This is a genomic window from Nocardia jejuensis NBRC 103114, assembly GCF_001613145.1.
GTDB classification, from domain to species: Bacteria; Actinomycetota; Actinomycetes; order Mycobacteriales; family Mycobacteriaceae; genus Nocardia; species Nocardia jejuensis.
The window spans coordinates 173,964-197,324 of the sequence record NZ_BDBU01000016.1; the positions used below are offsets into that span (position 1 = coordinate 173,964).

Annotated in this window: 24 protein-coding genes; 16 read left to right on the forward strand and 8 right to left on the reverse strand. The window is 67.9% G+C overall.

The window, feature by feature from the left end; translation table 11 throughout:
• Positions 1-24: 24 nt before the first annotated feature.
• The 8 genes from NJ1_RS12800 (at position 25) to NJ1_RS12835 (ending at position 6,885) form a co-directional block, all read left to right on the forward strand.
• The gene (locus NJ1_RS12800) at positions 25-768 is read left to right on the forward strand and encodes a peptidyl-tRNA hydrolase (protein ID WP_067692928.1); all 744 of its coding nucleotides are present in this window, start codon (positions 25-27) and stop codon (positions 766-768) included.
• Positions 769-895: 127 nt separating this feature from the next.
• On the forward strand, positions 896-1,120 hold the full coding sequence (locus NJ1_RS12805; RefSeq protein ID WP_067692391.1) for a hypothetical protein: 225 nt from the start codon (positions 896-898) through the stop codon (positions 1,118-1,120).
• An 86-nt stretch (positions 1,121-1,206) separates the two neighbouring features.
• Positions 1,207-2,040, forward strand: a complete 834-nt coding sequence (locus NJ1_RS12810) for an ABC transporter ATP-binding protein (RefSeq protein ID WP_067692394.1) — start codon at positions 1,207-1,209, stop codon at positions 2,038-2,040.
• A gap of 221 nt (positions 2,041-2,261) precedes the next feature.
• Entirely contained in the window at positions 2,262-2,684 is a 423-nt protein-coding gene (locus NJ1_RS12815; protein ID WP_067692398.1) for a MoaF-related domain-containing protein, read from the forward strand.
• A gap of 175 nt (positions 2,685-2,859) precedes the next feature.
• Positions 2,860-3,714 carry an NUDIX hydrolase gene (locus tag NJ1_RS12820; RefSeq protein ID WP_067692401.1) on the forward strand — a complete coding sequence of 285 codons (855 nt, stop codon included), beginning with the start codon at positions 2,860-2,862 and terminating at the stop codon, positions 3,712-3,714.
• A gap of 60 nt (positions 3,715-3,774) precedes the next feature.
• Positions 3,775-4,542 carry an enoyl-CoA hydratase-related protein gene (locus NJ1_RS12825; protein ID WP_067692404.1) on the forward strand — a complete coding sequence of 256 codons (768 nt, stop codon included), beginning with the start codon at positions 3,775-3,777 and terminating at the stop codon, positions 4,540-4,542.
• A 35-nt stretch (positions 4,543-4,577) separates the two neighbouring features.
• Entirely contained in the window at positions 4,578-5,555 is a 978-nt protein-coding gene (locus tag NJ1_RS12830) for a class I SAM-dependent methyltransferase (protein WP_067692407.1), read from the forward strand.
• A gap of 16 nt (positions 5,556-5,571) precedes the next feature.
• On the forward strand, positions 5,572-6,885 hold the full coding sequence (locus NJ1_RS12835) for a THUMP-like domain-containing protein (protein WP_067692410.1): 1,314 nt from the start codon (positions 5,572-5,574) through the stop codon (positions 6,883-6,885).
• 86 nt (positions 6,886-6,971) lie between these two features.
• On the opposite strand, the gene NJ1_RS12840 is transcribed toward NJ1_RS12835, so the two are convergent.
• Complete coding sequence (locus NJ1_RS12840; RefSeq protein ID WP_245717376.1) at positions 6,972-8,240, reverse strand: outer membrane protein assembly factor BamB family protein; 1,269 nt, start codon at positions 8,238-8,240, stop codon at positions 6,972-6,974.
• Between the two features lie 213 nt (positions 8,241-8,453).
• Between NJ1_RS12840 and NJ1_RS12845 the strand changes: the two genes are divergently transcribed.
• Positions 8,454-9,191, forward strand: coding sequence for an acyltransferase (locus NJ1_RS12845; protein ID WP_067692931.1), 738 nt, complete (start codon positions 8,454-8,456; stop codon positions 9,189-9,191).
• Positions 9,192-9,224: 33 nt separating this feature from the next.
• Positions 9,225-9,767, forward strand: a complete 543-nt coding sequence (locus tag NJ1_RS12850) for a DUF1697 domain-containing protein (protein ID WP_067692415.1) — start codon at positions 9,225-9,227, stop codon at positions 9,765-9,767.
• Positions 9,768-9,881: 114 nt separating this feature from the next.
• Here NJ1_RS12850 and NJ1_RS12855 read toward each other — a convergent pair whose 3' ends face one another.
• The 4 genes from NJ1_RS12855 to NJ1_RS12870 form a co-directional block, all read right to left on the reverse strand.
• Complete coding sequence (locus tag NJ1_RS12855) at positions 9,882-11,036, reverse strand: serine hydrolase domain-containing protein (protein ID WP_067692418.1); 1,155 nt, start codon at positions 11,034-11,036, stop codon at positions 9,882-9,884.
• A gap of 85 nt (positions 11,037-11,121) precedes the next feature.
• Entirely contained in the window at positions 11,122-12,384 is a 1,263-nt protein-coding gene (locus NJ1_RS12860; RefSeq protein WP_067692421.1) for a glycosyltransferase family 4 protein, read from the reverse strand.
• 8 nt (positions 12,385-12,392) lie between these two features.
• A complete protein-coding gene (locus NJ1_RS12865; protein ID WP_067692423.1) occupies positions 12,393-13,934 on the reverse strand; it encodes a 1,4-alpha-glucan branching protein domain-containing protein in 1,542 nt (513 codons plus the stop codon).
• Positions 13,931-14,716 carry a class I SAM-dependent methyltransferase gene (locus NJ1_RS12870; RefSeq protein ID WP_067692425.1) on the reverse strand — a complete coding sequence of 262 codons (786 nt, stop codon included), beginning with the start codon at positions 14,714-14,716 and terminating at the stop codon, positions 13,931-13,933. Before NJ1_RS12870 ends, NJ1_RS12865 begins: the two co-directional genes overlap by 4 nt.
• A 193-nt stretch (positions 14,717-14,909) precedes the next feature.
• Between NJ1_RS12870 and NJ1_RS12875 the strand changes: the two genes are divergently transcribed.
• Both NJ1_RS12875 and NJ1_RS12880 read left to right on the forward strand, forming a co-directional pair.
• Complete coding sequence (locus NJ1_RS12875) at positions 14,910-15,695, forward strand: electron transfer flavoprotein subunit beta/FixA family protein (RefSeq protein WP_067692427.1); 786 nt, start codon at positions 14,910-14,912, stop codon at positions 15,693-15,695.
• Between the two features lie 37 nt (positions 15,696-15,732).
• Positions 15,733-16,692: an electron transfer flavoprotein subunit alpha/FixB family protein gene (locus NJ1_RS12880; protein WP_067692429.1), complete on the forward strand. Its 960-nt coding sequence runs from the start codon at positions 15,733-15,735 to the stop codon at positions 16,690-16,692.
• A gap of 184 nt (positions 16,693-16,876) precedes the next feature.
• On the opposite strand, the gene NJ1_RS12885 is transcribed toward NJ1_RS12880, so the two are convergent.
• Positions 16,877-17,890 carry a hypothetical protein gene (locus NJ1_RS12885; protein WP_157573925.1) on the reverse strand — a complete coding sequence of 338 codons (1,014 nt, stop codon included), beginning with the start codon at positions 17,888-17,890 and terminating at the stop codon, positions 16,877-16,879.
• Between the two features lie 207 nt (positions 17,891-18,097).
• Here NJ1_RS12885 and NJ1_RS12890 point away from each other — a divergent pair, with 207 nt between their 5' ends.
• Positions 18,098-18,499 (forward strand): hypothetical protein, encoded by a 402-nt coding sequence (locus NJ1_RS12890; protein WP_067692433.1) that lies wholly within the window; start codon positions 18,098-18,100, stop codon positions 18,497-18,499.
• A 339-nt stretch (positions 18,500-18,838) separates the two neighbouring features.
• Positions 18,839-19,780, forward strand: a complete 942-nt coding sequence (locus NJ1_RS12895) for an aminoglycoside phosphotransferase family protein (protein WP_067692436.1) — start codon at positions 18,839-18,841, stop codon at positions 19,778-19,780.
• A 21-nt stretch (positions 19,781-19,801) separates the two neighbouring features.
• On the opposite strand, the gene NJ1_RS12900 is transcribed toward NJ1_RS12895, so the two are convergent.
• Both NJ1_RS12900 and NJ1_RS12905 read right to left on the reverse strand, forming a co-directional pair.
• Positions 19,802-20,257: a DUF1707 domain-containing protein gene (locus tag NJ1_RS12900; protein ID WP_067692438.1), complete on the reverse strand. Its 456-nt coding sequence runs from the start codon at positions 20,255-20,257 to the stop codon at positions 19,802-19,804.
• A 75-nt stretch (positions 20,258-20,332) separates the two neighbouring features.
• Positions 20,333-21,190 carry a LysR family transcriptional regulator gene (locus NJ1_RS12905; RefSeq protein WP_067692441.1) on the reverse strand — a complete coding sequence of 286 codons (858 nt, stop codon included), beginning with the start codon at positions 21,188-21,190 and terminating at the stop codon, positions 20,333-20,335.
• A gap of 113 nt (positions 21,191-21,303) precedes the next feature.
• Here NJ1_RS12905 and NJ1_RS12910 point away from each other — a divergent pair, with 113 nt between their 5' ends.
• Positions 21,304-22,596, forward strand: coding sequence for an NAD(P)/FAD-dependent oxidoreductase (locus NJ1_RS12910; RefSeq protein ID WP_067692444.1), 1,293 nt, complete (start codon positions 21,304-21,306; stop codon positions 22,594-22,596).
• Between the two features lie 93 nt (positions 22,597-22,689).
• The gene (locus tag NJ1_RS12915) at positions 22,690-23,298 is read left to right on the forward strand and encodes a PadR family transcriptional regulator (protein WP_067692447.1); all 609 of its coding nucleotides are present in this window, start codon (positions 22,690-22,692) and stop codon (positions 23,296-23,298) included.
• The last annotated feature ends 63 nt before the right edge of the window (positions 23,299-23,361 follow it).

A 23,361-nucleotide genomic window follows, 5' to 3' on the forward strand; every position in this document is an offset into this window, starting at 1 on the left:
GTGCCCCGGAAAGGAGTGGTGCCGGTGTTCGGGGTCGAGGCCACCATCGATGCGGGATTCGCCGCACGGCATGCCGAATTGGCTCGCGGGTACGGCGGGGGCGGGGATCCGCAGGATCCGGCGCGGGTGCAGGCGATGGGGATGGTGCTGCACATTCCGAAGGCGGATCCGCCCGCGCGCCGCGCGCTGCTCGCCGCGGCCGCCACGTCGGTGGTGGCGCTGTGTCTGGACGAGCGGGTCGGGCCGGGAGGGGAGTGGGAGGAGCGGTATCTCGGCTGGAAGCGCTCCCGGATCCGGAAGGTGGCGCGGCGGGCGCGCGGCGCGCACTGGCTCGCCGCCCAGGAAGTCGAGGGTGTGACAGTCGAATTCGAGGGGGCCCAGGCTCGGGCGCTGGTTCCCGGTCCGGTCGGAGAGACCGACCCTCGGATCAAACGCCTTCAGATCGGCGGCACCGAATTACCCGTCGAGGAAACCGAAGAGATCGATACCCGGTATCCGGTGCTATGGATCAACGCGGAATTGGGTATGACTGTGGGCAAGGCGGCCGCACAGGTAGGGCACGCGAGCATGTTGCTGGCGGGCGCTCTCCCGGTGCGGCAGGCGCACGACTGGGCGACGCGCGGGTTCCGGTGCACGGTCGCCGACGCTGATCCGGGGCAGTGGGCTCGCCTGCTGGGACGAGTGGAGGACGGTAGTGGGGTGGCGGTACGCGATGCCGGATTCACCGAAGTCGCACCGGGATCGACGACGGTGATCGCGGTGCCGTGATCGGCGGAATGTCCCGGTTGCGAACCGGATGGTCGCCATACTGGCCTGATTGCGCTGGTGTATCGACATCCCGCGAGAGGTGGACAAGGATCGGTTCACGAGTTTCCTCGAAAGGAAACCAACGGATATGACGACACTTCTGGTGATTCTCATCGTGTGGGTGGCGCTGTCGATTCCGGCGGCGCTGATCCTGGCGCGGATGTTCCGCTCGTCGAAGGACGACGCCCGGCGCCGCGGCGACACCGAGCTATCGCGGGGCACCGCCGAGCTATCGCGGAGTACCGCCGAGTCATCGCGGGACACCGCCGACTCATCGTGGGACATCGCGGAAATCGACCGTCGCACCGAGTGATTCGCGCCCGCGAATCAGACCGACAGGACAGGACACGCATCGAGTTTCTCCACCACGTTGACGATCGTCCAGGGCGGTGGGCCAAGATGGACCCCGTGCCTCAACCGGATCCCGATCTGCTCATCGACTTCAACGATGTCACCGTCCGACGATCAGGCCATACCCTCGTCGGGCCGGTCACCTGGCAGGTGGAACTCGACGAACGCTGGGTTGTGCTCGGCCCCAACGGCGCCGGCAAAACCTCGCTGCTGCGAATGGCCGCCGCCGAGATGTACCCGACCTCCGGAACCGCGAACCTGCTGGGCGAGACGCTCGGCAAGGTCGACATGAGCGAACTGCGTCCGCGCATCGGTTTGTCCTCCGCCGCGGTCGCCAGCCGGATCCCGCGCGACGAGACGGTCTCGGATCTGGTGGTGTCCGCCGGATACGCGGTGCTGGGCCGCTGGCGCGAGCGATACGACGAGATGGACACCGACCGCGCCGTCGACGTGCTGGAAAGCCTGGGCGCGGAACATCTTTCCGATCGCGCCTACGGCACCCTGTCGGAGGGCGAGCGCAAGCGGGTGCTGATCGCGCGGGCGCTGATGACCGATCCGGAACTGCTGCTGCTGGACGAGCCCGCCGCCGGACTCGACCTGGGCGGACGTGAGGAACTGGTGGAGCGGCTCGGTGATCTGGCCTCGGACCCGGACGCTCCGGCCACGGTCCTGGTGACCCATCACGTCGAGGAGATCCCGGCCGGCTTCACCCACGCCATGCTGCTGAACGAGGGCAGCGTGGTGTCGCAGGGTCTGCTCACCGATGTGCTGACCTCCGAGAATCTGAGTGAGGCGTTCCGGCAGTCGATCACGCTCGATCAGATCGACGGGCGCTACTTCGCGCGTCGCTCCGCGCGCTTCGGGCGGCATCGCACGCGCTGAGAAAGTGGCGGCGAGTTGTCTTTCCGTCGCGTTGCGGCGCGCTGCCATTGCATCACCCGTCCGCTACGGGCAAACTGTCCGCAATGTCGCCGGTATCTGATCGAGCTGGCATGTCGCGTGATCGCCGCCGGGTAGCCGATCGCTGGTTACCGCGGCGCGAGCGGCGGGCATACGGGCGGAGGGAGCAGGGGTTGGCTCGGATCGTAGGTGCGCTGACGCTCATGTCGATTGCACTCGCCGCGACCGGATGCGTGGCCGATCCGCCAGCGGCGCACAAGGTTTCGAGAACCCAGACGGCCGAGGGCCTCGGCCCCGCCGTCATACCCTCCGACCTGCACGGCAAGACGGTTCAACTCACCTACGAGAGCGGTTCCGGCGGCACCGCCACCTTCGCGGACGACGGCCGCAGCCTCACCTACGTCGCGGCCGACACCGGCCGCAGAACCACCTCCCCGGTCGCCATCGAACCCGTCGAGACCGGCATCTTCCTGGTCACCTGGACCGACGACGGCAACGGCGCGGTGATCAGCCAGGTGCAGGACTACCGCACCGGAAGACTCCAGGGCACCTGGACGCAGCGGGCCGATGCCTCGGCCCCCTATGCGATCGAAAGCCGCACCGGGTCAGTGCACTTGACCGATTGAGTCGCCTCGCTCCAGGTACCCGCGCTGGTCGTCCGGGCTCGGGGCCGCATGTGAGGCCGCGTGGCGGGGCTCGCGCGCCGATCGTTCGCGGCGAATCGGCTGCTCCTCGCATGGCGCGCGAACCGGGGGAGCCGGTCGGCGAGGCCGCTTCTGTTCCTTCGCGCGGGCAACGGTTATGGTGCGAAATGTGAGTGAGACAGTTGCCGCGCCCGATTCTCAGCCCGCCGCCGCGCCCGTCCGGGACGCGTCCACGGTGATGCTGGTGCGCGACGGTGCGCACGGGCCCGAGGTGTTCCTGCAGCGTCGCGTCGTCGGAATGGCGTTCGCCGCCGGCATGACGGTGTTCCCCGGAGGCGGGGTGGATCCCTCCGACGCCTCGATCGAACTGGAGTGGGCCGGACCCGAAGCCGCCTGGTGGGCAGAACGATTCGGCACCGACGCGCCACGCGCGCAGACCCTGGTGTGCGCCGCCGTGCGCGAGACCTTCGAGGAGTGCGGCGTTCTGCTCGCCGGTCCGACCGCCGACACCGTCGTATCGGACACCTCGATCTACGCCGAGGCGCGCGGCCGGCTCGAGCGCCGTGAACTGTCCTTCGCGCAATTCCTGACCCGCGAGAAGCTGGTCCTGCGCGCGGATCTGCTGCGCCCCTGGGACAACTGGATCACCCCCGTGGTCGAGCCGCGCCGCTACGACACGAGGTTCTTCGTCGCGGTGCTGCCCGAGGGGCAACTCGCCGACGGCGCCACCTCCGAGGCCGACGTCGTCACCTGGTGCACCCCCGCCGACGGCCTCGAGCGCTGGCGCGAGGGCCTGGACGTGTTGCTCCCGCCCACCTGGACCCAGCTGATCGCCCTGGGCGAATTCGCCTCCACCACCGAGATTCTCGCGGCCACCCGGACCATCGACCCGATCATGCCGATATACGACCCCGACAGCGCGACGCACGCCCTGGCCTTCCCGCACGCGGACGCGTATTTCGCGGATCTCCCCGCCAATGCCCGCCTGCGCGGTTCGCAGCGGCCCGAATAGCGCCATCCCCGGGGTGCGGGTGCGAAACCCTCGCATCCCGCCCCAGTAGGGTGATCGGCTGTGGCCGAATTCGTGACCGTGGACCGGGGTGTGGCGGAGGGCGTTGCCGTTCTCCGGATCGCGCGCCCGCCGATGAATCTGATCGACCTGCAGGTGGCGCTGGAGGTCGCGGCCGCCGCCCGGGAGATCGCACCGGATCCGGCCGTCGCCGCGGTCGTGGTCTACGGGGACGAGCGGGTGTTCTCGGCCGGGGATGAGATGGCCGAGCTGGCGGGGTTCACGGCCGGGCAGGCCCAGGCCGTGGCGAAGGACTTCCAGGAGGCGCTGTGCTGCCTGGCCAAGGTGCCGCAGCCGACCGTGGCCGCGATCAGCGGCTACGCGCTGGGGGCGGGGCTGGAACTGGCGCTGGGCGCGGATCGCCGCATCATCGGCGACAACGTCAAGCTGGGCCTGCCGCAGATCAAGGCGGGGCTGATTCCGCTGGCCGGTATTCGACGGTTGAGTCTGCTGGTGGGCCCGGCGCACGCGAAGGATCTGGTCTACAGCGGACGCTTCGTCGACGCGAAGGAAGCCGCCGCGATCGGACTGGTCGACGAGGTCGTCGCGCCGGATGACGTACTCGAGTCCGCACTGCGGTGGGCGAAGCAATTCACCGGTGCGCCGCGCCTCGCGCTGGCGGCGGCGAAGCGGGTGTTCGAGGCCGGTACGCACGGTCACGAGCGTGCTCGGACCGAATGGTCAGAATTGTTCGGCACCGATGACCAGCAGATTGGAACACGTTCCTATTTGGCGGACGGCCCGGGCACGGCCGGATTCGTGGGCCGATAAGCGGGCTCACCGGGGCGTTCATTAGGCTTGCCTGCATGACTGCTCGTCCCGAAGACCCCGCGCCGAACCCGCATGCCACCGAGGCCGAGGTCCAGGCCGCGTATTCCGACAACAAGCTCGCCCAGGTGCTCTATCACGACTGGGAGGCCGAGACCTACGACGACAAGTGGTCGATCTCGTACGACGAGCGCTGTATCGAATACGCGCGTGGTCGCTTCGACGCGGTGGTACCGGACGCGCAGCTGCCCTACGACCGAGCGCTCGAGCTCGGCTGCGGCACCGGCTTCTTCCTGCTGAACCTGATGCAGGGCGGCGTCGCCAAGTCCGGTTCGGTCACCGACCTGAGCCCGGGCATGGTCAAGGTCGCCACCCGCAACGGCAAGAACCTCGGCCTCGATGTGGACGGTCGCGTCGCCGACGCGGAGACCATTCCCTACGAGGACGACACCTTCGATCTGGTCGTCGGCCACGCCGTGCTGCACCACATCCCCGATGTCGAGCTGGCGCTCAAGGAGTGCCTGCGCGTGCTCAAGCCGGGCGGGCGCTTCGTGTTCGCCGGTGAGCCGACCACCATCGGCAATATCTACGCGCGCCGCCTCGGCCAGGTCACCTGGAAGATCACCACCGAGATCACCAAGCTGCCGTTCCTGGCCGACTGGCGCAAGACGCAGGAGGAGCTGGACGAGTCCTCCCGCGCCGCCGCGCTCGAGGCCGTCGTGGATCTGCACACCTTCGATCCGTCCGACCTCGAGGGCATCGCGCGCAGCGCCGGTGCGATCCAGGTCAAGGCCAAGACCGAAGAGTTCGCCGCCGCCCTGTGGGGTTGGCCGGTGCGCACCTTCGAGGCCGCCGTGCCGGACTCCAAGCTGACCATGCGCTACCGCCTGGCCCAGTACAAGGCGTGGCTGGGTCTGAGCAAGCTGGACGAGAAGGTGCTGCGGCACGTCGTGCCCCGCAAGTTCTTCTACAACGTCATGATCACCGGCGTGAAGCCGGCCGCGTCCGGCAAGTAAGCGGCGCCGAAACCCCGTGGGCTACGGCTTCACTCGCGACGATGTCGCCTACCTCGGCAGTGCGGCCGGCTCGGCCGCGCTGACCGACGTCGACACTCGACCCCTCACCTCGGCGTCACTGCTGCGGGACCTGGAACGCATTCGCCGCGACCACGGCGACCGCTCGGCCGCCCTGGTCGAGACGGTCCGCCTGCGCCGCCGCGCCTCGGCCAAACTCGCCGACGCCTCCGGCTGGCTCTTCACCGACGACGCCCTGCAACAGGCGACCCCGACTCTCGTGGCGCGCCACCGCGCCGGCCGTTTGGCGGGCCGCACCGTCCACGATGTCACCTGCTCCATCGGTGCGGAACTGATCGAACTGGCCCGAGTCTGCCCCGCGGTCATGGGCAGCGATCTGGACCTCGTCCGCCTCGATCTCGCCGCCCACAATCTGCGCGTCGCTCTCGGCGGCAGCCCCGATGCGGGCGTGCCGGATCTGCCCGTCGGCCGCTCCGGCCCGGTCGATACGCGTGCGGCAGAGCACGATTCGGCCGCCCGGACGATCGCGTCCGATGCGCCGGAGACCTCGACCGGAGCGGCACTGGCCGTGGTCCGAAATGTGGTGCTGGCCAAGGCCGATGCGCTCGTGCCGTGCAGCGACGCCGAGGTGGTGATCGCGGATCCGGCGCGTCGTGCCGATGGTCGCCGCACCCATGATCCGGCGAAGTTGCAACCGCCGCTGCCGGATTTGCTCGAGGCGTACGCGGGCCGTGATCTGGCGGTGAAGTGTGCTCCCGGACTGGATTTCGACACTCTCGCCTGGGATGGCGAGATCGAGGTGACCTCTCTCGCCGGCGGCGTCCGCGAGGCCTGCCTGTGGTCCCCGGGCCTCACCTCGCCGGGCGTCACCCGCCGCGCCACCGTGCTGTCCACCTCGGGCGCGGCCTGGACCCTCACCGACGCCGACCCGGACGACATCCCCGAACACGAGCCCGGCGAATGGATCATCGACCCGGACGGCGCGGTGGTCCGCGCGGGCCTGGTCCGCCACTACGCCGCGAAACACGCCCTCTGGCAACTGGATCCCCGCATCGCCTACCTCACCGGCGACAAGCCCCCCGAGGGGGTGCGCGGCTTCCGCATCCTGGACCGCATGGACTTGCGTGAGAAACCCCTGCGCGCCGAACTCCACCGCCGAGACTGCGGACCCCTGGAAATCCTCACCCGCGGTGTAGACCTGGACCCCGACGCCCTGCGCGCCCGCATCAAGCCGAAAGGCTCCGTCCCGCACACCCTGGTGATCACCAGAATCGGCCGCACCGCCACCGTCTTCCTCTGCGCCACACCGTGACGCTGTGCCGTCCCGGCCCTGAATGAGCGAGGGCGGGGAACGGCACCATCACCGAGAGCGTTCGAGGATGAACCGCGGACTGCCCACTACTTCTCGGGTTTGAAGACGAAGAGTTCGCCGATCCGGGTGCTGACCACGACTTCACCCTCGGCGCCCACGGAGGTGCCGGTGGTGCTGCCTTCGGCGCCGGGGAGATCGTTGGAGCGGACCGTCGCGCCCGAACGGGTGTCGAAGGTGACCAGGGTGAGGTTGTCGCCCATCGGGGCGACGGTGTATCCGGTACCGCCGGCGGTCTGGACGGGACGGCCGCGCAGTTCGAGATCCTTGCGTTCCCAGACGATCTCGGTGCTGTCGCCCTTGTCCCGGATCGCCATCAGATGGCCCCCGTCACCGGCGGGCACGAGAACGCCGTCCATCACCGACACCGCACCCCGCGCCGAGAAGCCCAGATCCTGAACCCATTTGGTGTGCCCGTCCGAGGTGTCCACGGCCATCAGGTGATTCGCGTTGTCGCCCACGTACAGCGTGGAGCCGTCGGGGGACAGGGTCGGGCTGGTGCCGCTGCCGTCGGTGAGCATCGCCGCGCTCCAGTCGCGGCGAATCTCCTTGCCGTCGTACGTGAGTGCCACCAGATCGGCGATGCCGTCGCCCGGCTGCCAGACCGTCGCGTAGAAACGGCCGGTCTTCTCGTCCATCGCGGACACGTTCGCGACGGGGCACTGCGGGCCGCCGGTCGCGCAATCGTCCAGGCCCTGATCGTCCGGCGGCCGGTTCAGCCCGGGGGTCTTCAGGAAATCGGGTTCGCCCAGCAGTTGATACGTGGACACCTCGCGGTCCCCGGTCTGGCGGCTGAGCACGTCCACCTGCCCGGACTGGGTCACCGACAACACTTTTCCGTCACCGGTGAACTGCACCGACACCGGCACACCCGCGACCGGCGTGCGCCAGCGCGGCTGCCCGAGCGCGTTGTAGGTGATCACCGCGCCGTCGTCGCCGACGTACACATTGGTCGCGCCGTCCACCGCCGTGCCACCCGCGATGGCGCTGGGTCCCATCGCATTACAGAACCGCTTGCGCCCGGTCTCCATCTGGAAGGAGAAGATGTTGCAGGACGGTGTGCGGGTGGTGACGAAGATCTGCCCGTCCGGCCCGATGGTCACCGGCTCGGCGATCGGACCGCCCAGCGGGCGAGTCCAATTCAAGGCCAGGTTCCGTGACCCGGTGACGGGACTGGCTCCGGAGTTGCGCGAGTCGTGGAAGGCCTGCGGCCATCCCTTGCCCGGACCCACCCGGATGTCGTCGACCGTGGTGCTTCCGCACGCGGTCAGTGCGAGCAACCCGACGGCGGCCACCACCAAGGGTTGAACGAGAGCACGTCCGGTCTGCCGCCTGCCGCTTCGCACCTGCTGGTGTCCCTTCTGCCGGTACGGGAGTCTGATGGAAATGTCATGGGGCTGTGCAACCGGAGCACAGCCTACTTTCGTGTCGCGCGGGCGGGACCGATACCCTCGTCGAAACGTCCGATGCGGCATTGTCGGCACTAGTTAGGGAGCACGTTCGTGACGAGCATGTGGGGCGCACCGCTGCGCACGCGTTGGGCAGGGTCGCGTCGCCGGGATCCGGAGCAGGCGCGCTTTCTGACCAAGGCCTCGCTCGACTGGATGATCGCCAACCGCGCGTACACGCCGTGGTACCTGGTGCGGTACTACCGCCTGCTGAAGTTCAAGCTGGCCAATCCGCACGTCGTACTGCGCGGCATGGTCTTCCTCGGCCGTAATGTCGAGATCCACGCGACCCCGGATCTGGCTCGCCTGGAGATCGGCCGCTGGGTGCACATCGGCGACGGCAACGCGATCCGCTGCCACGAGGGTTCGCTGCGCATCGGCGACAAGGTGGTGTTCGGCAAGGACAATGTCGTCAACACCTACCTCGATATCGAGATCGGCGAATCGACCCTGGTGGCCGACTGGTGCTACATCTGCGATTTCGACCATGTCACCGACGACATCACCCTGCCGATCAAGGATCAGGGCATCGTGAAGTCTCCGGTGCGCATCGGCCCCGACACCTGGATCGCCGCCAAGGTGACCGTGCTGCGCTCGACCCGCGTGGGTCGCGGCTGCGTGCTCGGCGCGCACGCGGTGGTCAAGGGCGAGGTTCCGGATTACGGCATCGCCGTAGGCGCGCCCGCCCGCGTGGTGAAGAACCGCAAGGACGCCTGGGACGCCGCCGCCGAGGCCCGCGCCGCGCATCTGGCCGCACTCGCCGATATCGAACGCAAGAAGAACGGCGTGTCCGCCTCCTGACGAGTGTCGGGAGTCCCCGGTAGGTTCGGCGGCATGATTCGCTATGCCGCCTTCCTTCGCGGGATCATGCCGAGCAACCCGAACATGCGCAACGACAAGCTGCGCGGTGTGTTCGAAGGACTCGGCTTCGACAAGGTGAGCGCGCTGCTCTCGAGCGGCAATGTGGTCTTCCGGACCGACGAAACCGACGCCGCCGCACTGGAAACCCGAATCCAGCAGGCGCTCACCGCCGAACTGGGCATCCCCGGCGGCACACTCCTGCGCACCCAGGATCAGCTGCGGGCCCTGGTCGACTCGGACCCTTTCACCGGTCTCACCCACGGCCGCGAGACCTACCTGACGGTCACCTTCACCCGCGATCCGAAGGCGGGCATGCCCAAAGCCCTGTCGGACGCGGTCGGCCCCACCGTGACCCTCCTGGGCTACGACAAGAAGGCCGGCGCACTGCTCTCGGTCATCGACAACACCGACCCCAGCACCACCGGCTTCATGGCCGTGATCGAGAAGACCTACGGCAAGGACATCACCACCCGCACCTTCCTCACCGTGCAGAAAGCCCTGAAGAAGATGGACTAGGCCATGCGAGGGCGGCCACCGCCCGAGGGGCTGCACACCGTTTCGCCGCCATCGCGTTCCAGTGGCCAGGGGAACTGCCCACCGCCGCAATGCCTTCGGGCTCCCGCCGCTCCGTCAGAGCGCCGCGTAGACCGCCTCGACGAGCCGGTACGCGCGGCGGTCTCCGGCCAGCCAGTCGCGCCGCAGATTGGGAACGAACGCGAGGGCGACCTGGTTCTCGATATCTCCGAGTCCCAGTGAGCCGCCCGCACCAGGATGCCCGAACACGGTGGGGCGGGCCGATTCCGGGACGATCATGTTCTGCGCGGGCAGGGTGTACCCGAGGCCGTAGGCGGTCTCCATGAGCAGCACGGCGTCGACCCCGCGGATCCGCTCCCGGACCGCGTCGCGCAGCACCTCGATCGGGAGCAGTTCGCCCCGCACCAGATCGCGATAGAACCCGGCGAGCGCGCGCGGCGTGGCGACCAGACCGGTCGCGGGCCAGCCTGCGGCCAGCACCTCCGGACTGTTGTACGACCCGCGGGGATTGGTGGAGGCGCGCAGGACCAGCGAACCGGGATCTCGGTACGCACCGGACATCCGCGCCACGGTCTCGGCGTCGATCGGCCCGGGGTCGGCGGTCCACGCAGTCTGCTCCGGCGGCGGATACGTCACTCGCGCAGCCTGTTCGAGGATCGGTCCCCTCGCGCCGATGTGCAGGTCGGGGGACAGGTGCCGGCGCGTGTACTCTCCGACGCTGGAATCGGCACGGCGGCGGACGATTTCACCGGCGAGCCAGCCGTAGGTCAGCGCGTGGTAGCCGTGCCGGGTGCCCGGATCCCAGAGCGGAGTCTGCGCGGCCAGGGTCGCGGCCATCAGCTCAGGGTCCGCGGCGTCCGCTACCGAGATCGCGCGCTCGAATGCGGGCAGCCCGGCGCTGTGCGTCAGCAGGTCCGCGATGGTGGTGGATCCTTTTCCGGCCGAGGCGTATTCGGGCCACCACCGCGCCACCGGATCATCGGGTGCGAACCCCTCGGCGGTCGCCACCATGAGCGCCGCCGTCGCGGTGACGGCCTTGGTGCAGGAGAACGTCACGCAGGGGGTGTCGCGCGTCCACTCGCGTCCGGTGCGCTCATCGGCGATGCCGCCCCACAGGTCCGCCACCAGCCGTCCGCCGACGTATACCGCGATGCCCGCGCCCAGGTTCTGCCCGTCCGCGAGGCTGTCCTCGAAGATCTCACGCACCGTCCGAAACGCGGGATCGGCGTGACCGTGTACCTGTCCACCCACCGGACAATTAGAACACGTTCTAGTTCAGTGGGCATGGGGATATGCGGCGATCGGCGGGGCGGCCCCGGTCCGATCGGTCCTGGTGTCAGTACGGCTGGTTCGGATCCCGTTCGGGGAGTGGGCGTTCCACGATCACGGGCCGGCCTGTCGGGTTGCGGACGCGACGCTTGGCGGACTGATAGACCAGTGCGGTCTCCTGCGCCACCACATCCCAGGCGAAGTCGGCGGTCAGGCGCTCGCGGGCGGCCCACGCGCGGTCCTGTGCGGCGGCCGGATCGTCCAGCACCGAGCACACCGCGTCCACGATGCCGTTCACGTCCGCCGGTTCGAAGGATGCGCCGGTGACTCCGTCGGTCACCAGATCGCCCAGGCCACCCGCGTTCGAGGTGACCAGGGGTGTACCCGCGGCCGCGGCCTCGAGCGCCACGATGCCGAACGGCTCATAGCGGCTGGGCAGCACGATCGCGTCCGCGCCGTGCAGCCAGCCGAGCAGATCCGCGTGGTCCAGCCGTCCGATGAAGTTCACCGCGCGCGCCACCCGATGCACGCGCGCGCGTTCGCGCAGCCAATCGAACTGCGTGCCGATACCGGCCACGGTCAGCGTGGCTCCCGGATGCGCCTTGCGAATTCGCGGCAGCGCGGCGATCGCGTCCTGGATGCCCTTCTCGTATTCGAGCCGTCCCACGTACAGCAGACGCGGCGGCCCGGAGCGCGGTGCGCGCTCGCGGAAGGTCCAGGAGCCCACATCGATACCGTTGCGGATCACCGTGATCGGCGTCCGGTCGGGGTTGTAGAGCCGCTGCACCTCGTCCTTCATGGACTCCGAGCAGGTGATGAGCGCGTCGGAATCGTGCGCCAGCCACCATTCGACCGAATGCACCTGCTTGTTCACCCGGCCCGAGACCCAGCCGCTGTGCCGTCCGGCCTCGGTGGCGTGAATGGTGGAGACCAGCGGCACGTCGTAGTGCTCGGCCAGGGTGATCGCGGGGTGCGCGACGAGCCAGTCGTGCGCGTGCACCACATCGGGCGTCCAGCCCTCGCCGATGCCCGGCTTGTTCAGCCCGATCCCGGCTCGCACCATGGCGTGTCCCATGGCCAGGGTCCAGGCCAGCATGTCGTCGCCGAAGTCGAAGCACGGCGGATCCTCCGCGACCGCCACGACCAGCACGCCGTCCTCGATGAAGGAGTGCGTCGGGTGGGTGGTGGCATCGGTGCCCATCGGGCGGCGGGCCAGCACGACGACCTCGTGCCCGGCCGCGGCCAGCTCGCAGGCCAGGTGATGGACGTGGCGACCGAGCCCACCCACGACTACGGGTGGGTACTCCCACGACACCATCAAAATTTTCATCTGGGTCCTTATGAGGCGGCGTCGAGTCGGCGCGCATCGAGTGCCGGGAACAATCCGTCGGCCGCGTACCATCCTGCCGCCAACTGGGTTGCTTTGGCGAGTTGCCCGGCAGCTACCGCGGCGGCGATCTCCCGCACCGCGTGGGCATGTTGATGGGCTCGGTCCCGAGCGTATCCGGCCGCGGAGTCCTTGGACACCATGAAGGCCCAATCGCTCGAGACGGCGAGGATGGCCTCGCGCAGCAATTGATCGGCCACCGGATCGCGCAGCCCGTCCTGGTGCGTGCGCATCTTGTCGAGCGTGTCCAGCGCGAGCCGGACCACTTCGGAATTCAGCGCGACCAGATCCGAGACCTGATCCCCGGCCCACACCCGCCAGTCCTTGCCCGAACCCCACGAGGAATCGGCCAGTTCGACGGGTTCACCCACGTAACCGGCGGCCCGGGCATCGGCGAGCGTGCCCACTGTGACACCCGCCTCGGGCAGTGCGCGCAGGACTTGTTCGAGCCACTGCGGGCCCTCGTGCCACCAGTGCCCGAACAGTTCGGTGTCGAACGCGGCCACCACCAGGGCGGGCCGGCCGATTCGCTCGGACTCGGAAATCAGGCGTTCCCGCACGGTTGCCACGAAGTCTCCGACATCGCGTCGCACGGCCTCGGCGGCCAGCGCCGGGTCGTACGGGGCCTTGTCCGGACCGGCCACGGTCTTGCCGGTGACCCGCGACGGTTTGAGACCGGTGGCGTGATCGTAGTGATGGAAATCACGGTAGGCGGACTGCCCCGGATATCCGGATTTCGGCGACCAGACGCGATAGCTGACCTGTAGATCGCGGCCGAAGGCGACCACATCCGAATCCCACACCGGCCGGCCCACGGTGGTGTCGCCGCGCAGGGCGGGACCATCGACCATGAAGTGCGTCACACCCGCCGCGGCGTATCCCTTTTCCATTCCGGGGGTGAATCCGCATTCCGGTGCCCAGATGCCCGCGGGCGTATGACCCCAGCGCTGGCGGGCGTCGGCCAGGCCCTCTCGCAGTTCGAATTCGCGCAGTCGAGGATCCAGCAGCGGCTGGAACGGATGCGAGAGCGGCCCGCCCAGCAGTTCGATCGCCTGCGCGTCGATGAGCTCGCGCCACACCGGCGACGCACCGTGCCGCCACCGCTGTTCGAAATCGGCGATCGCCTCCGACGCGAGCCGATGCTCATGGCTGCCCAGCGCGGTATTGCCCGACATGGACGCCTCGTCCGCACGCAGCCGCCAATTGCCCAGCCAGTGGTGCATGCCCGAGAGCGAATGCGGATCGTCCAGCTGTGCCGCGAGCACCGGCGTGATGCCCAGGCTCAGCAGATTCGAACGTCCTTCGGCGGCAAGGGTTCTGAGCACCTTGGCCAGCGGAAGATACGACGACGCCCAGGACTGGTACAGCCATTCCTCGCCGACCGGCCAGCGCCCGTGATGCGCCAGCCACGGCAGGTGCGAGTGCAGGACCAGGGTGAACTGGCCCGGCACGGTGGAGCGCTGATCCGCTCCGCCGCTGGAGTTTTCGCTCACGACGGCTTCACCGCGATGGCCACCAGATCGAGGCTCTCGTCGATCTCGCGCTCGGAATCGGCCAGCAGCGCGAAGTCCTCGGTGCGCACGGCGGCCACGTCGGCGGCCAGATCCTCGGGCCACGGCACGCCGGCGATGGCGCGCTCGATCTGTGCGTCGATGATCGATCCGCCCCACTTGCGGTCCAGCGCAACGATTTCCGGACCGTGGAACACGCCCGCCATCAGCTCGACGTCGAATCCGGCGTCCACCAGCAGCTCGGTCATCTCCGCGGCATCGAGCTCGCGGGTGTGGAACGGGTTGAGCGGGGTGTCGCGACCGGGGGAGAAGGTGATCCGGTTCGGCGTGCTGATCAGCAGCGTGCCGCCGGGGCGCAGCACCCGCAGGCATTCGCGGATGAACTGCGGCTGATCCCACAGGTGTTCGATGACCTGGAAGTTCACCACGACATCGACGGACGCGTCCTCCAGCGGCAGCTCGGCGAGGTTGCCGTGCAGCATCTGCACCCGCGGGTACTTCGCGCGCACGTGCGCGACGGCGCTCTCGTCGTAGTCCAGTCCGATCACGCGCTGGGCGACGCCCGCGATCATGTTGGCGCCGTAGCCTTCTCCGGATCCCGCCTCCAGCACGACCTTGCCCGCGCAGCGCGCGAGCAGCTCGGTGTAGGCGATCTCGTGGCGCCGGAACCAGTAGTTCTCCTCGGCGATGCCGGGCACCGTCCGCTCACCGGTCAACGGCAGGGGATCGGTGTCGTTTTCGGTGTGTGTCACGGCCTCGCTCATGCCCCCGACGTTAGCGGTTACCCATATCACAGCAGCAGCCGGATCTGGCGATGGAGAACATCACAGCCTAAGTTACCCATGAGTAACTTAACGTAGGGTAATCTCCTGCCGGAGCTACTTTGCGGACGCGCGGCTCAGCTGGATCGCGTGCCCGCCACCCCGTGCCACCAGAACAGGAGGTCGACGAAGACCCATGCCGAACATCGTCGTACTGATCAAGCAGGTTCCCGATACCTGGTCCGAGCGCAAGCTGTCCAGCGGTGACTACACCCTGGATCGCGAGGCCGCCGACGCCATCCTCGATGAGATCAACGAGCGCGCGGTCGAAGAGGCGCTGTTGATCAAGGAGGCGCAGGGCGGCGAGGTCACCGTCCTGGCCGCTGGTCCGGCGCGTGCCACCGAAGCCATTCGCAAGGCGCTGTCGATGGGTGCCGACAAGGCCATCCACATCAACGATGACGCCATCCATGGCTCCGACGCCGTGCAGACGTCCTACATCCTGGCCGCCGCTCTCGGCCAGATCGAGGGCATCGAGCTGGTCATCGCCGGCAACGAGGCGACCGACGGTCGCGCCGGAGCCGTTCCCGCGATCATCGCCGAGTACCTCGGCCTGCCGCAGCTGACTCACCTGCGCAAGCTGACTGTCGACGGCGACCGCATCACCGGCGAGCGCGAGACCGACGAGGGCGTGTTCAAGCTCGAGGCCTCCCTCCCGGCCATCGTCTCGGTGACCGAGAAGATCAACGAGCCGCGCTTCCCGTCCTTCAAGGGCATCATGGCCGCGAAGAAGAAGGAAGTTCAGACCTTCACGCTGGCCGACCTGGGCGTCGACCCCGAGACCGTTGGCGTCGCCAACGCGGGCACCCAGGTGACCGGTGTGACCCCGAAGCCGGCGCGCACGGCGGGCGAGAAGATCGTCGACGAGGGTGAGGGCGGCCAGCAGATCGCCACCTACCTGGTCGGTCAGAAGATCATCTAAAGCCCCCCGAGCCGCAACGAACTTCAGGAGAAAGACAATGGTAGAAGTACTCGTGCTCGTGGAGCACGCCGATGGTGCGCCCAAGAAGGTCACCAGCGAACTGATCACCGCCGCCCGTAGCCTGGGCACCCCGGCCGCCGTCGTGGTGGCCGCCCCCGGCACCGCCGACAAGCTGGCCGACGCGCTGGCCGCCGCCGGCGCCGAGAAGATCTACGTCGCGGAGTCCGATGACGCCGAAGGCTTCCTCGTGACCCCGAAGGTCGACGTTCTGGCCGGGCTCTCCGAGTCCGCCGCTCCGGCCGCGATCCTGGTCGCCGCCACCGCCGACGGCAAGGAGGTGTCGGGCCGCCTTGCCGCGCGCATCGGCTCCGGTCTGCTGATCGACGTCATCTCGGTCAACGCCGACGGCTCGGCCCAGCACTCCATCTTCGGTGGCGCGTTCACCGTCGAGGCGAAGGCCACCGGCGATGTGCCGGTGATCTCGATTCGTCCCGGCGCCATCGAGTCCGCCCCGCAGGCCGGCGCCGGCGAGAAGGTCGCCGTCGAGGTGCCCGCGCAGGAAGAGGGCGTCACCAAGGTCGTCTCGCGTGAGCCCGTCGCCGGTGGCGACCGTCCCGAGCTGACCGAGGCCGCGATCGTGGTCTCCGGTGGCCGTGGCGTCGGTTCGGCCGACAACTTCGGCAAGGTCGTCGAGCCGCTGGCCGACGCCTTCGGTGCCGCCGTCGGCGCGTCCCGTGCCGCCGTCGACTCCGGCTACTACCCGGGTCAGTTCCAGGTCGGTCAGACCGGTAAGACGGTTTCCCCGCAGCTGTACATCGCCCTGGGCATCTCCGGCGCGATCCAGCACCGCGCGGGCATGCAGACCTCGAAGACCATCGTCGCTGTCAACAAGGACGAGGAAGCCCCCATCTTCGAGATCAGCGACTACGGAATCGTCGGCGACCTGTTCAACGTCGCCCCGCAGCTGACCGAAGCGGTCAAGGCCCACAAGGGCTAGCTGACCGCCTCTCCGAACCTTCTGCGGGCCGGTCGTGTGTGACTTGCGTTGTGCACCCGGCTCACTGGAGGTAGGGGTCGGGTCAGCTCGTACCCGGTGAGTTACCCCCGACTCGCCAAATCAGTTGTCACGGAAGTGGCCCCGGCTTTGCGCCGGGGCCACTTCCGTGTGCACTGGGCTTTCGCTAGCTGCCGACGCCGAAGCTGGTGATCCAGAAGTCGTCGAAGGGGCTCGGGTCGCGCCAGGACTCGTGACGCAGTTCCTCGGGGGAGTCGAAGCCCAGTGCCTGCAGGAAATGCACGGCGCGGTCGGCGACTTCGATGATGGCGTCCTCGCCGATCGGGAGCTCCAGATAGCGGAAACCGTCGACGGGGTCCTTGGCGAAGCCGGTGGCGTCGAGTTCGTCCCGCAGCGCGGCGGCGTCGTTGACCAGCAGGGTGACCAGATCTATGGAGAGCAGTATCTGGACCTCGCGGGCGTGGGCGTCGTCCTCCTCGGCCCGCTCGGCCCCGTCCTCCTGATCGGCGGTGAAGGAGATGACCACCTCGTCGACCTGATCGTCGTCGTCGGGTTCGGCGGTGCCCAGTGCGCGCATGCCGAGGTGGATGTCGCGCAGAGTCAGCACGATCGCCGCGGTGAGCGAATCCCACTCGGTCAGCGGCTTCTCACCGCAGGAGAATCCGGTCATGCCCGGCCCCTGGTTGGTCGCCGCCCAGGTGAAGGGGAGTTCCTCGAGGTCGTCCTCGAGATCCCAGGTGCGGTAGTCCCATTCGTCGAACACCTCGATGGACGCCGCGCGCACACCGATCCGCCCGTCGTGGTGCATCGAGAGTTCACGGAATGTGTACTTCTCGCGCCAGCGCACGAACACGTCGCAGTTGCCGCCGTACATGGACGGCTCGCCCCAGATCGCGACGGCCGTATCCAGATAGCGCTGGAAATGTTCGGGTTCGTCGTGCGCGACGGCCGCCCCGATCGCTTCCATCTCCGGTTCGCCGGGATCGACGGCCAGCGAATTCGCCGCTGCCCATCCGTATTCGGCTCCCGGTATGTCTAGTTCGGTCTTGTCGGACTTCTCGGTCATGGTCCATCCCGCGGCCGTGCAGGCCGCGAGTACGTCGGCTCGGCGCCAACGGCCGAAATCCGCACTCAGTCCGGTCAATACGGCGCGGAACTGTTCCGCTGTCATCTCTCGCACGGGCGGGACCATACAGTGCGCCGATGTCGGATCCACCGGACAGTTATGTACCGTGCCCCACCTGTGATTAGCTTCGCGGCAACTGTTTTGGCAAGTTGGGGGTAACTCGCCGGAAACGGGCCGGTTCGGCTCGGTCCTCCGGTGAGCCGGATGCACCACGCGCGTCGTGTCGACCGGTCCGCTGAGTGGTCGGAGAGACTGTCGCGCATGTCTGATATATCCGGGCTGACCGAAGTGGTCGCGGCGTTTCACTGGGATCTGGCCGAATGGCTGGGTTCGGACGCCCCGCCGAAGGTGTTCGACCGGTTGTCGGTCGCGCTGGACGAAGGGTTCACCTCGGTGGTGACCACCGGGCAGGCGGTGGATCGCGAGACATTGCTGGCGGGCCTGTGGTCGGCGCGAAACGTGCAGCCCGGGTTGGAGATCGGGGTCTCCGACGTCAGCGAGATCGCGCGCAGCGGAAACCTGATCGTGGTGCGTTTCGCGGCGGAGAACCAGCTCGGCGAGACCCGCACCACCCGCTGGGTGACGGCGGTCTTGGTCACCGACGGCCGCACCTACCTGTGGCGGACCGTGCACGAGACGGCCGCGCCGGCCGAATCGAGCTGAGACACGGGCGGTTTGCCCTGATGACACGGTCGGTTCGCCCGTGGCTGAGACGGGCGGTACGTCCTCGATGACACGATAGGTCAGCCCGTGATGACAACGGCGCTACGTCCTTGATGCCACAGCCGCTCAGCCGCAGATGACACAGCCGCTCAGCCGCAGATGACACAGCCGCTCAGCCGCAGATGACACAGCCGCTCAGCCGCTGGATGACACGGCGGCTCCGCCTGCGGTGGAACCGGCGCGTCGCCCTCGGTGACACACCCGCGTCGGTCTCGGTGGCACAGACGCGATTCGCGAAAGTGGTTGCCCGTCCGGTTTGCTGTCGGGCAGGCTGGAGCGGTGACCATCTCACTGCCGCAGGATGTCGCCGACACTATCCGGGAGATTTTCGGGGAGCGCGGGAAACGCTGGCTGCGTGATCTACCGACGGTGGTCGAGGAGCTCTGCGCGCAATGGGACGTGACCCTGATCGGGGACGGATTCAGCGGCGGCACGCACTCGTTCGTGGCTCCGGTGCGCCGCGACGACGACTCGACGGCCGTGCTGAAGGTGCCCGTCATCGACCCCGAGAACATCGGTGAGGCCGCGGGGTTGTTCTGCTACGCGGGTGAGGGCGCGGTCCGGATGTACGAATTCGATTCCGGCAGTAACTCGATGCTGCTCGAATGGGCGAAGCCGGGCACGGAACTGGTGTACCAGCCGGGCTTTCCGAGCCTCGAGGGTGAGGCCAGGAATATCGACAAGGTGGAGTTCGCGTGCACGCTGTACAAGCGATTGCGCCGCGAGCCCGCCGGGATCCCGGCCGATTATCCGGCGCTGCCGCTGGCCGCCGACATGGTCTCGCAGTGGACCCGGATGTTCTCGGATATGAAACCGGAATTGGCGCAACTGATTCCGGCGCACCTGCGGGAGCTGGCCGCGGACTGGTGCGCTCGTTTGCGCGTGCCCGATGGCCCGCTGCTGGTGGTGAACCGCGACACCCATCTCGGCAATATCATTGCTGCGGAACGAGAACCGTGGCTGCTCATCGACCCCAAGGCCTATCTGGGCGAGGCCGCCTTCGACGCGGGCTTCCTGATCATGATCCAGGTGCAGAGCTGGCCGACGCCCGAGCAGGCCCGCACCGTCGTCGAGCGCACCGCGACCGGTATGGAGGTCGACCCCGAACGCGCGCGCGGCTGGGCGTTCATGCGCGCCATGGAGGAGATCGTGTGGGCGCACGAGGACCAGGAGCCGGAGGATCTGGCCCTGCACCTGGCGGTGGCGACCGCTCTGGCCTGAGCCGTCACGGCCTCGAGCCCGTCACTGCCGGGGTTCGTCCCGGGGCCCGAGTTCCTTGCGCTCCTGCAGGTTTCGCTGATTGTCGCGTCCCACCAGGATTCCGATGGTGGTCGGAATGAACAGCGCCAGGCCCCACGGCACCGCCACCCAGAACGGCCAGAAGTATCCGGCTCCGGTCGCCACCCAGATCAGCACGCACAGTGCGTTCACGAAAACCCAGGGCGTCCAGATGATCTTGACCCAGGTCGGCACCGCCAGGCCGGCCTGGTCGCCGCTCGCGGGCAGGCGTGAGTTCTTCACGGCGGGCAGATCGCTCAGCAGCGGGGTCAATTCGCCGTAGGTCCTGGCGGCGTAGACCTGCTGCAGCCGATCGTCGAATTCGTGCAGGTTCAAGCGGCCCTCGTCCATGGCCTGGCGTAGTCGGCCGACGATCACCTCGCGGTCGGCGTCGGACGCCCGCATGTTCTCCTGACTCATGCTGGTCAGCCTAGGTCGGAGAACCGCGGCGTGCCGCCTCAATTGCGTACTGCCGGTGCGAATCCGCCAGTTCCCTCAGGCGCAGTGCAGTGAGGCCAGCAGCGTGGTGAGGATGGGCGTGCGCCGCACATCGCTGCGCAGCACGGCCGATACCGGGATCCGCAGTGGATGTCCGGTCACCCGCAGGGTGGCGATCCCGTCGATCTGGCTGTCGGCGTACAGGATGGTCCACGCGTCGGGCCGATTGATCAGCTCCATGGTGGCGGTGTGGTCCAGCGGAATGGGCGGCCCGTACGCCGGCCCGGTCGGCAGATCGGCGAACGCGGACCGCACGACATTGTGCAGCAGCACCTGATCGAGCTCCGGCGGTAGTAGTAGCGGGTACGCGCTGAGCTCCGAGAGGGTGACGCTCTCCTGTCCCGCGAGCGGGTGCGCGGTGGAGGTCGCGACGACCAGATCCTCGACCCAGAGCCCCTCCACGGTCAGTCCCGGCTGATCCACGCTGCCCCGAATGAGAGCAAGATCACAGTCGCCGTCCGCCACGGCCTGAATGCGCTGGCGGAAGGGCTTGATGACGAATTCGATCTCCGCGCCGGGATGCGCCTCGCGTGCTCCGGCGATGGCCGAGAGCGATCTTGTTGCGAAGGACATATTGGCTGCGAGGCGAATTCGTGGTCCGGAAGCCCGCACAGCTGCGCGAATGGCGGATTCGAGGCTCAGCATTTGCTTCGCAAGAGGAAGTAGCCGAGTGGTCGCGTCGGTGGGTACGACCGAGCGGGTCGACCGCTCGAACAACGGCACTCCGAGGTCCCGTTCGAGTCGGGCGATCTGGTGGCTGATCGCCGACTGCGAGATGAAACTTCGCGTGGCGGCCCGGCTGAAGCTGAGCTCCTCGCAGACCGCGACGAAGTAGGCCAGTTGTCGCAGCTCCACGGCACATCTCCAATTCATGATCAACCTAGATAAGAGTCATCTTAATTATGCGCCCTGACCCCTGGAACATTCCTGGTTCAATCCACGGTTGGTAATGAGAGAAGGAGGCTGTCATGCAACACGTGGATGCGGGAATCGAAACCGCTGATGTCGTCATCGTCGGATCGGGGTTCGGTGGTCTCGCCGCCGCGAAGCAGCTCAATAAATCGGGGGTCCGCTACGTTCTCCTCTCGGGTACCCCCGAGCACCTTTTCCAGCCTCTGCTCTATCAGGTTGCGACGGGTGTGCTGGCTTCGGACGAGATCGCTCCCCCCATCGCCAATATCATTCGGCACCACAAGAACGGCGAGGCCCGCCTCGGCACGGTGACCGGTATCGACGCCGACGCCGCGGTGCTCACCTACGACACTCCCCAGGGGGAGCGCAAGATTCGGTACGGCAAGCTCATCGCCGCGACCGGTGCGAGCCAGTCCTATTTCGGCCGTGACGATTTCGCCGACAAGACCTATTCGCTCAAGACCATCGACGATGCCAAGCGCCTGCGCGCGCAGATCGAGCGCGTCTTCGAGTCGGCCAAGGACGCCGATCCCGCGACCCGTGAGCGCCTGCTGAGCTTCGTCGTCGTCGGCGCGGGTGCGACCGGCGTCGAGGTCGCGGGACAGCTCAAGGAGCTGTCCAAGCGGTTCTTCCATCTCGATGTGTCGGTCACCCTGGTCGAGGGTGCGGGCGCGGTGCTGCCGCCCTTCGGCGGCGGGCTCTCGGAGTACGCGAAGAAGTCGCTGACCCGCAGTGGCGTGGAGGTCATGCTGGACACCTTCGTCACCGATATCGAGGTCGGCAAGGTGACGGTGAAGAGCAAGGACGGTGTCGAACGCGGCATCGCCGCCGAGACCGTGGTGTGGTCGGCGGGCGTGCAGGTCGGCGGATTCGCGACCCTGCTGGCCGAGGCCACCGGGTGCGAGACCGATCGGGCCGGGCGCCTGCTGATCAATCCGGACTGCACCGTCGGCGGGCACGCCGACATCTTCGCGATAGGCGATATGACCTCGCTCAACGGCTACCCGGGCCAGTCGCCCGTGGCCATGCAGGAGGGCCGCCACGTCGCGGACATCATTCGCGGCGCCACCCGGGTCGCCACTCCGTTCAAGTACTGGGACAAGGGCAGCATGGCGGTGATCAGCCGCTTCAGCGCGGTCACCCGGGTGAACGATCACATTCGATTCACCGGAACCATCGCCTGGTTCGCGTGGCTGGCGGTGCACCTGTTCTACCTGGTGGGCTTCCGCAATCGCTTCGCCGCGATCTTCTCGTGGCTGGTGGCCTTCATCGGGCACGGTCGCCCCGGCTTCGACGAGGTGGAAAAGACCACGAAGGCAAAGGTTCTGGCCGGGTCGAACGCGTCCTGACCACGATCGTCGAACGAGCCGTCCGGCATGGCATCGCCGGGCGGCTCGTTCGTGTTTGTGTATGTGGCGGGGTGCGGGAGTTAACCTGCGAAGATGGCTGCTGTTCCTACAACCCGACTGCTGGTGCTGGCCGTGGTGCGGCTGCTGCAACCGGTGCACGGCTACGACGTTCGCCGCGAGCTGCTGTCCTGGCAGGCCGACGACTGGGCCAATGTGAAGCCCGGATCGATCTACGGGGCGCTCAAAACGCTGGAGCGGGACGGGCTCATCGCCCTGGACGGGGTGGGGCAGGACGGGGCGCGGCCCGAGCGCACCACCTATCGGCTGACCGCCGAGGGGGAGAAGGAGTTCGGCGAGATGCTGCGCGACGCGCTGTATTCCGCTGAGCCGCTGAAACATCCGTATGTGACGCCGGTGGCGCTGTTCCCGTCCGCGCCGAAGGAGGACGTGATGGCCGCGCTGCGCGCCCGGGTGCTGAAGTTCGAGGCGGATCTGATTCATCTCGAGCGCGAGGAGTCGCGAATTCTGGCGGGCAGTGGTGATCCGGTGGAGACTGTGCCGCATCACGTGGCCGATGCCATGCGGCTGGCGGCGGGGCACGTGCGCGCGGATCTGGAGTGGTCGCGCCGCACGCTGGAACGGATCGAGAGCGGTGAGCTCGATGTGTGGTCGGGCGCGATGGGCCCGCCTCCGGTGCGGTGACCGGCCGATGGGTATTAATCAAATTTGAATAGTCAACCTTGACTATTGGTGATGTCGTTTCTA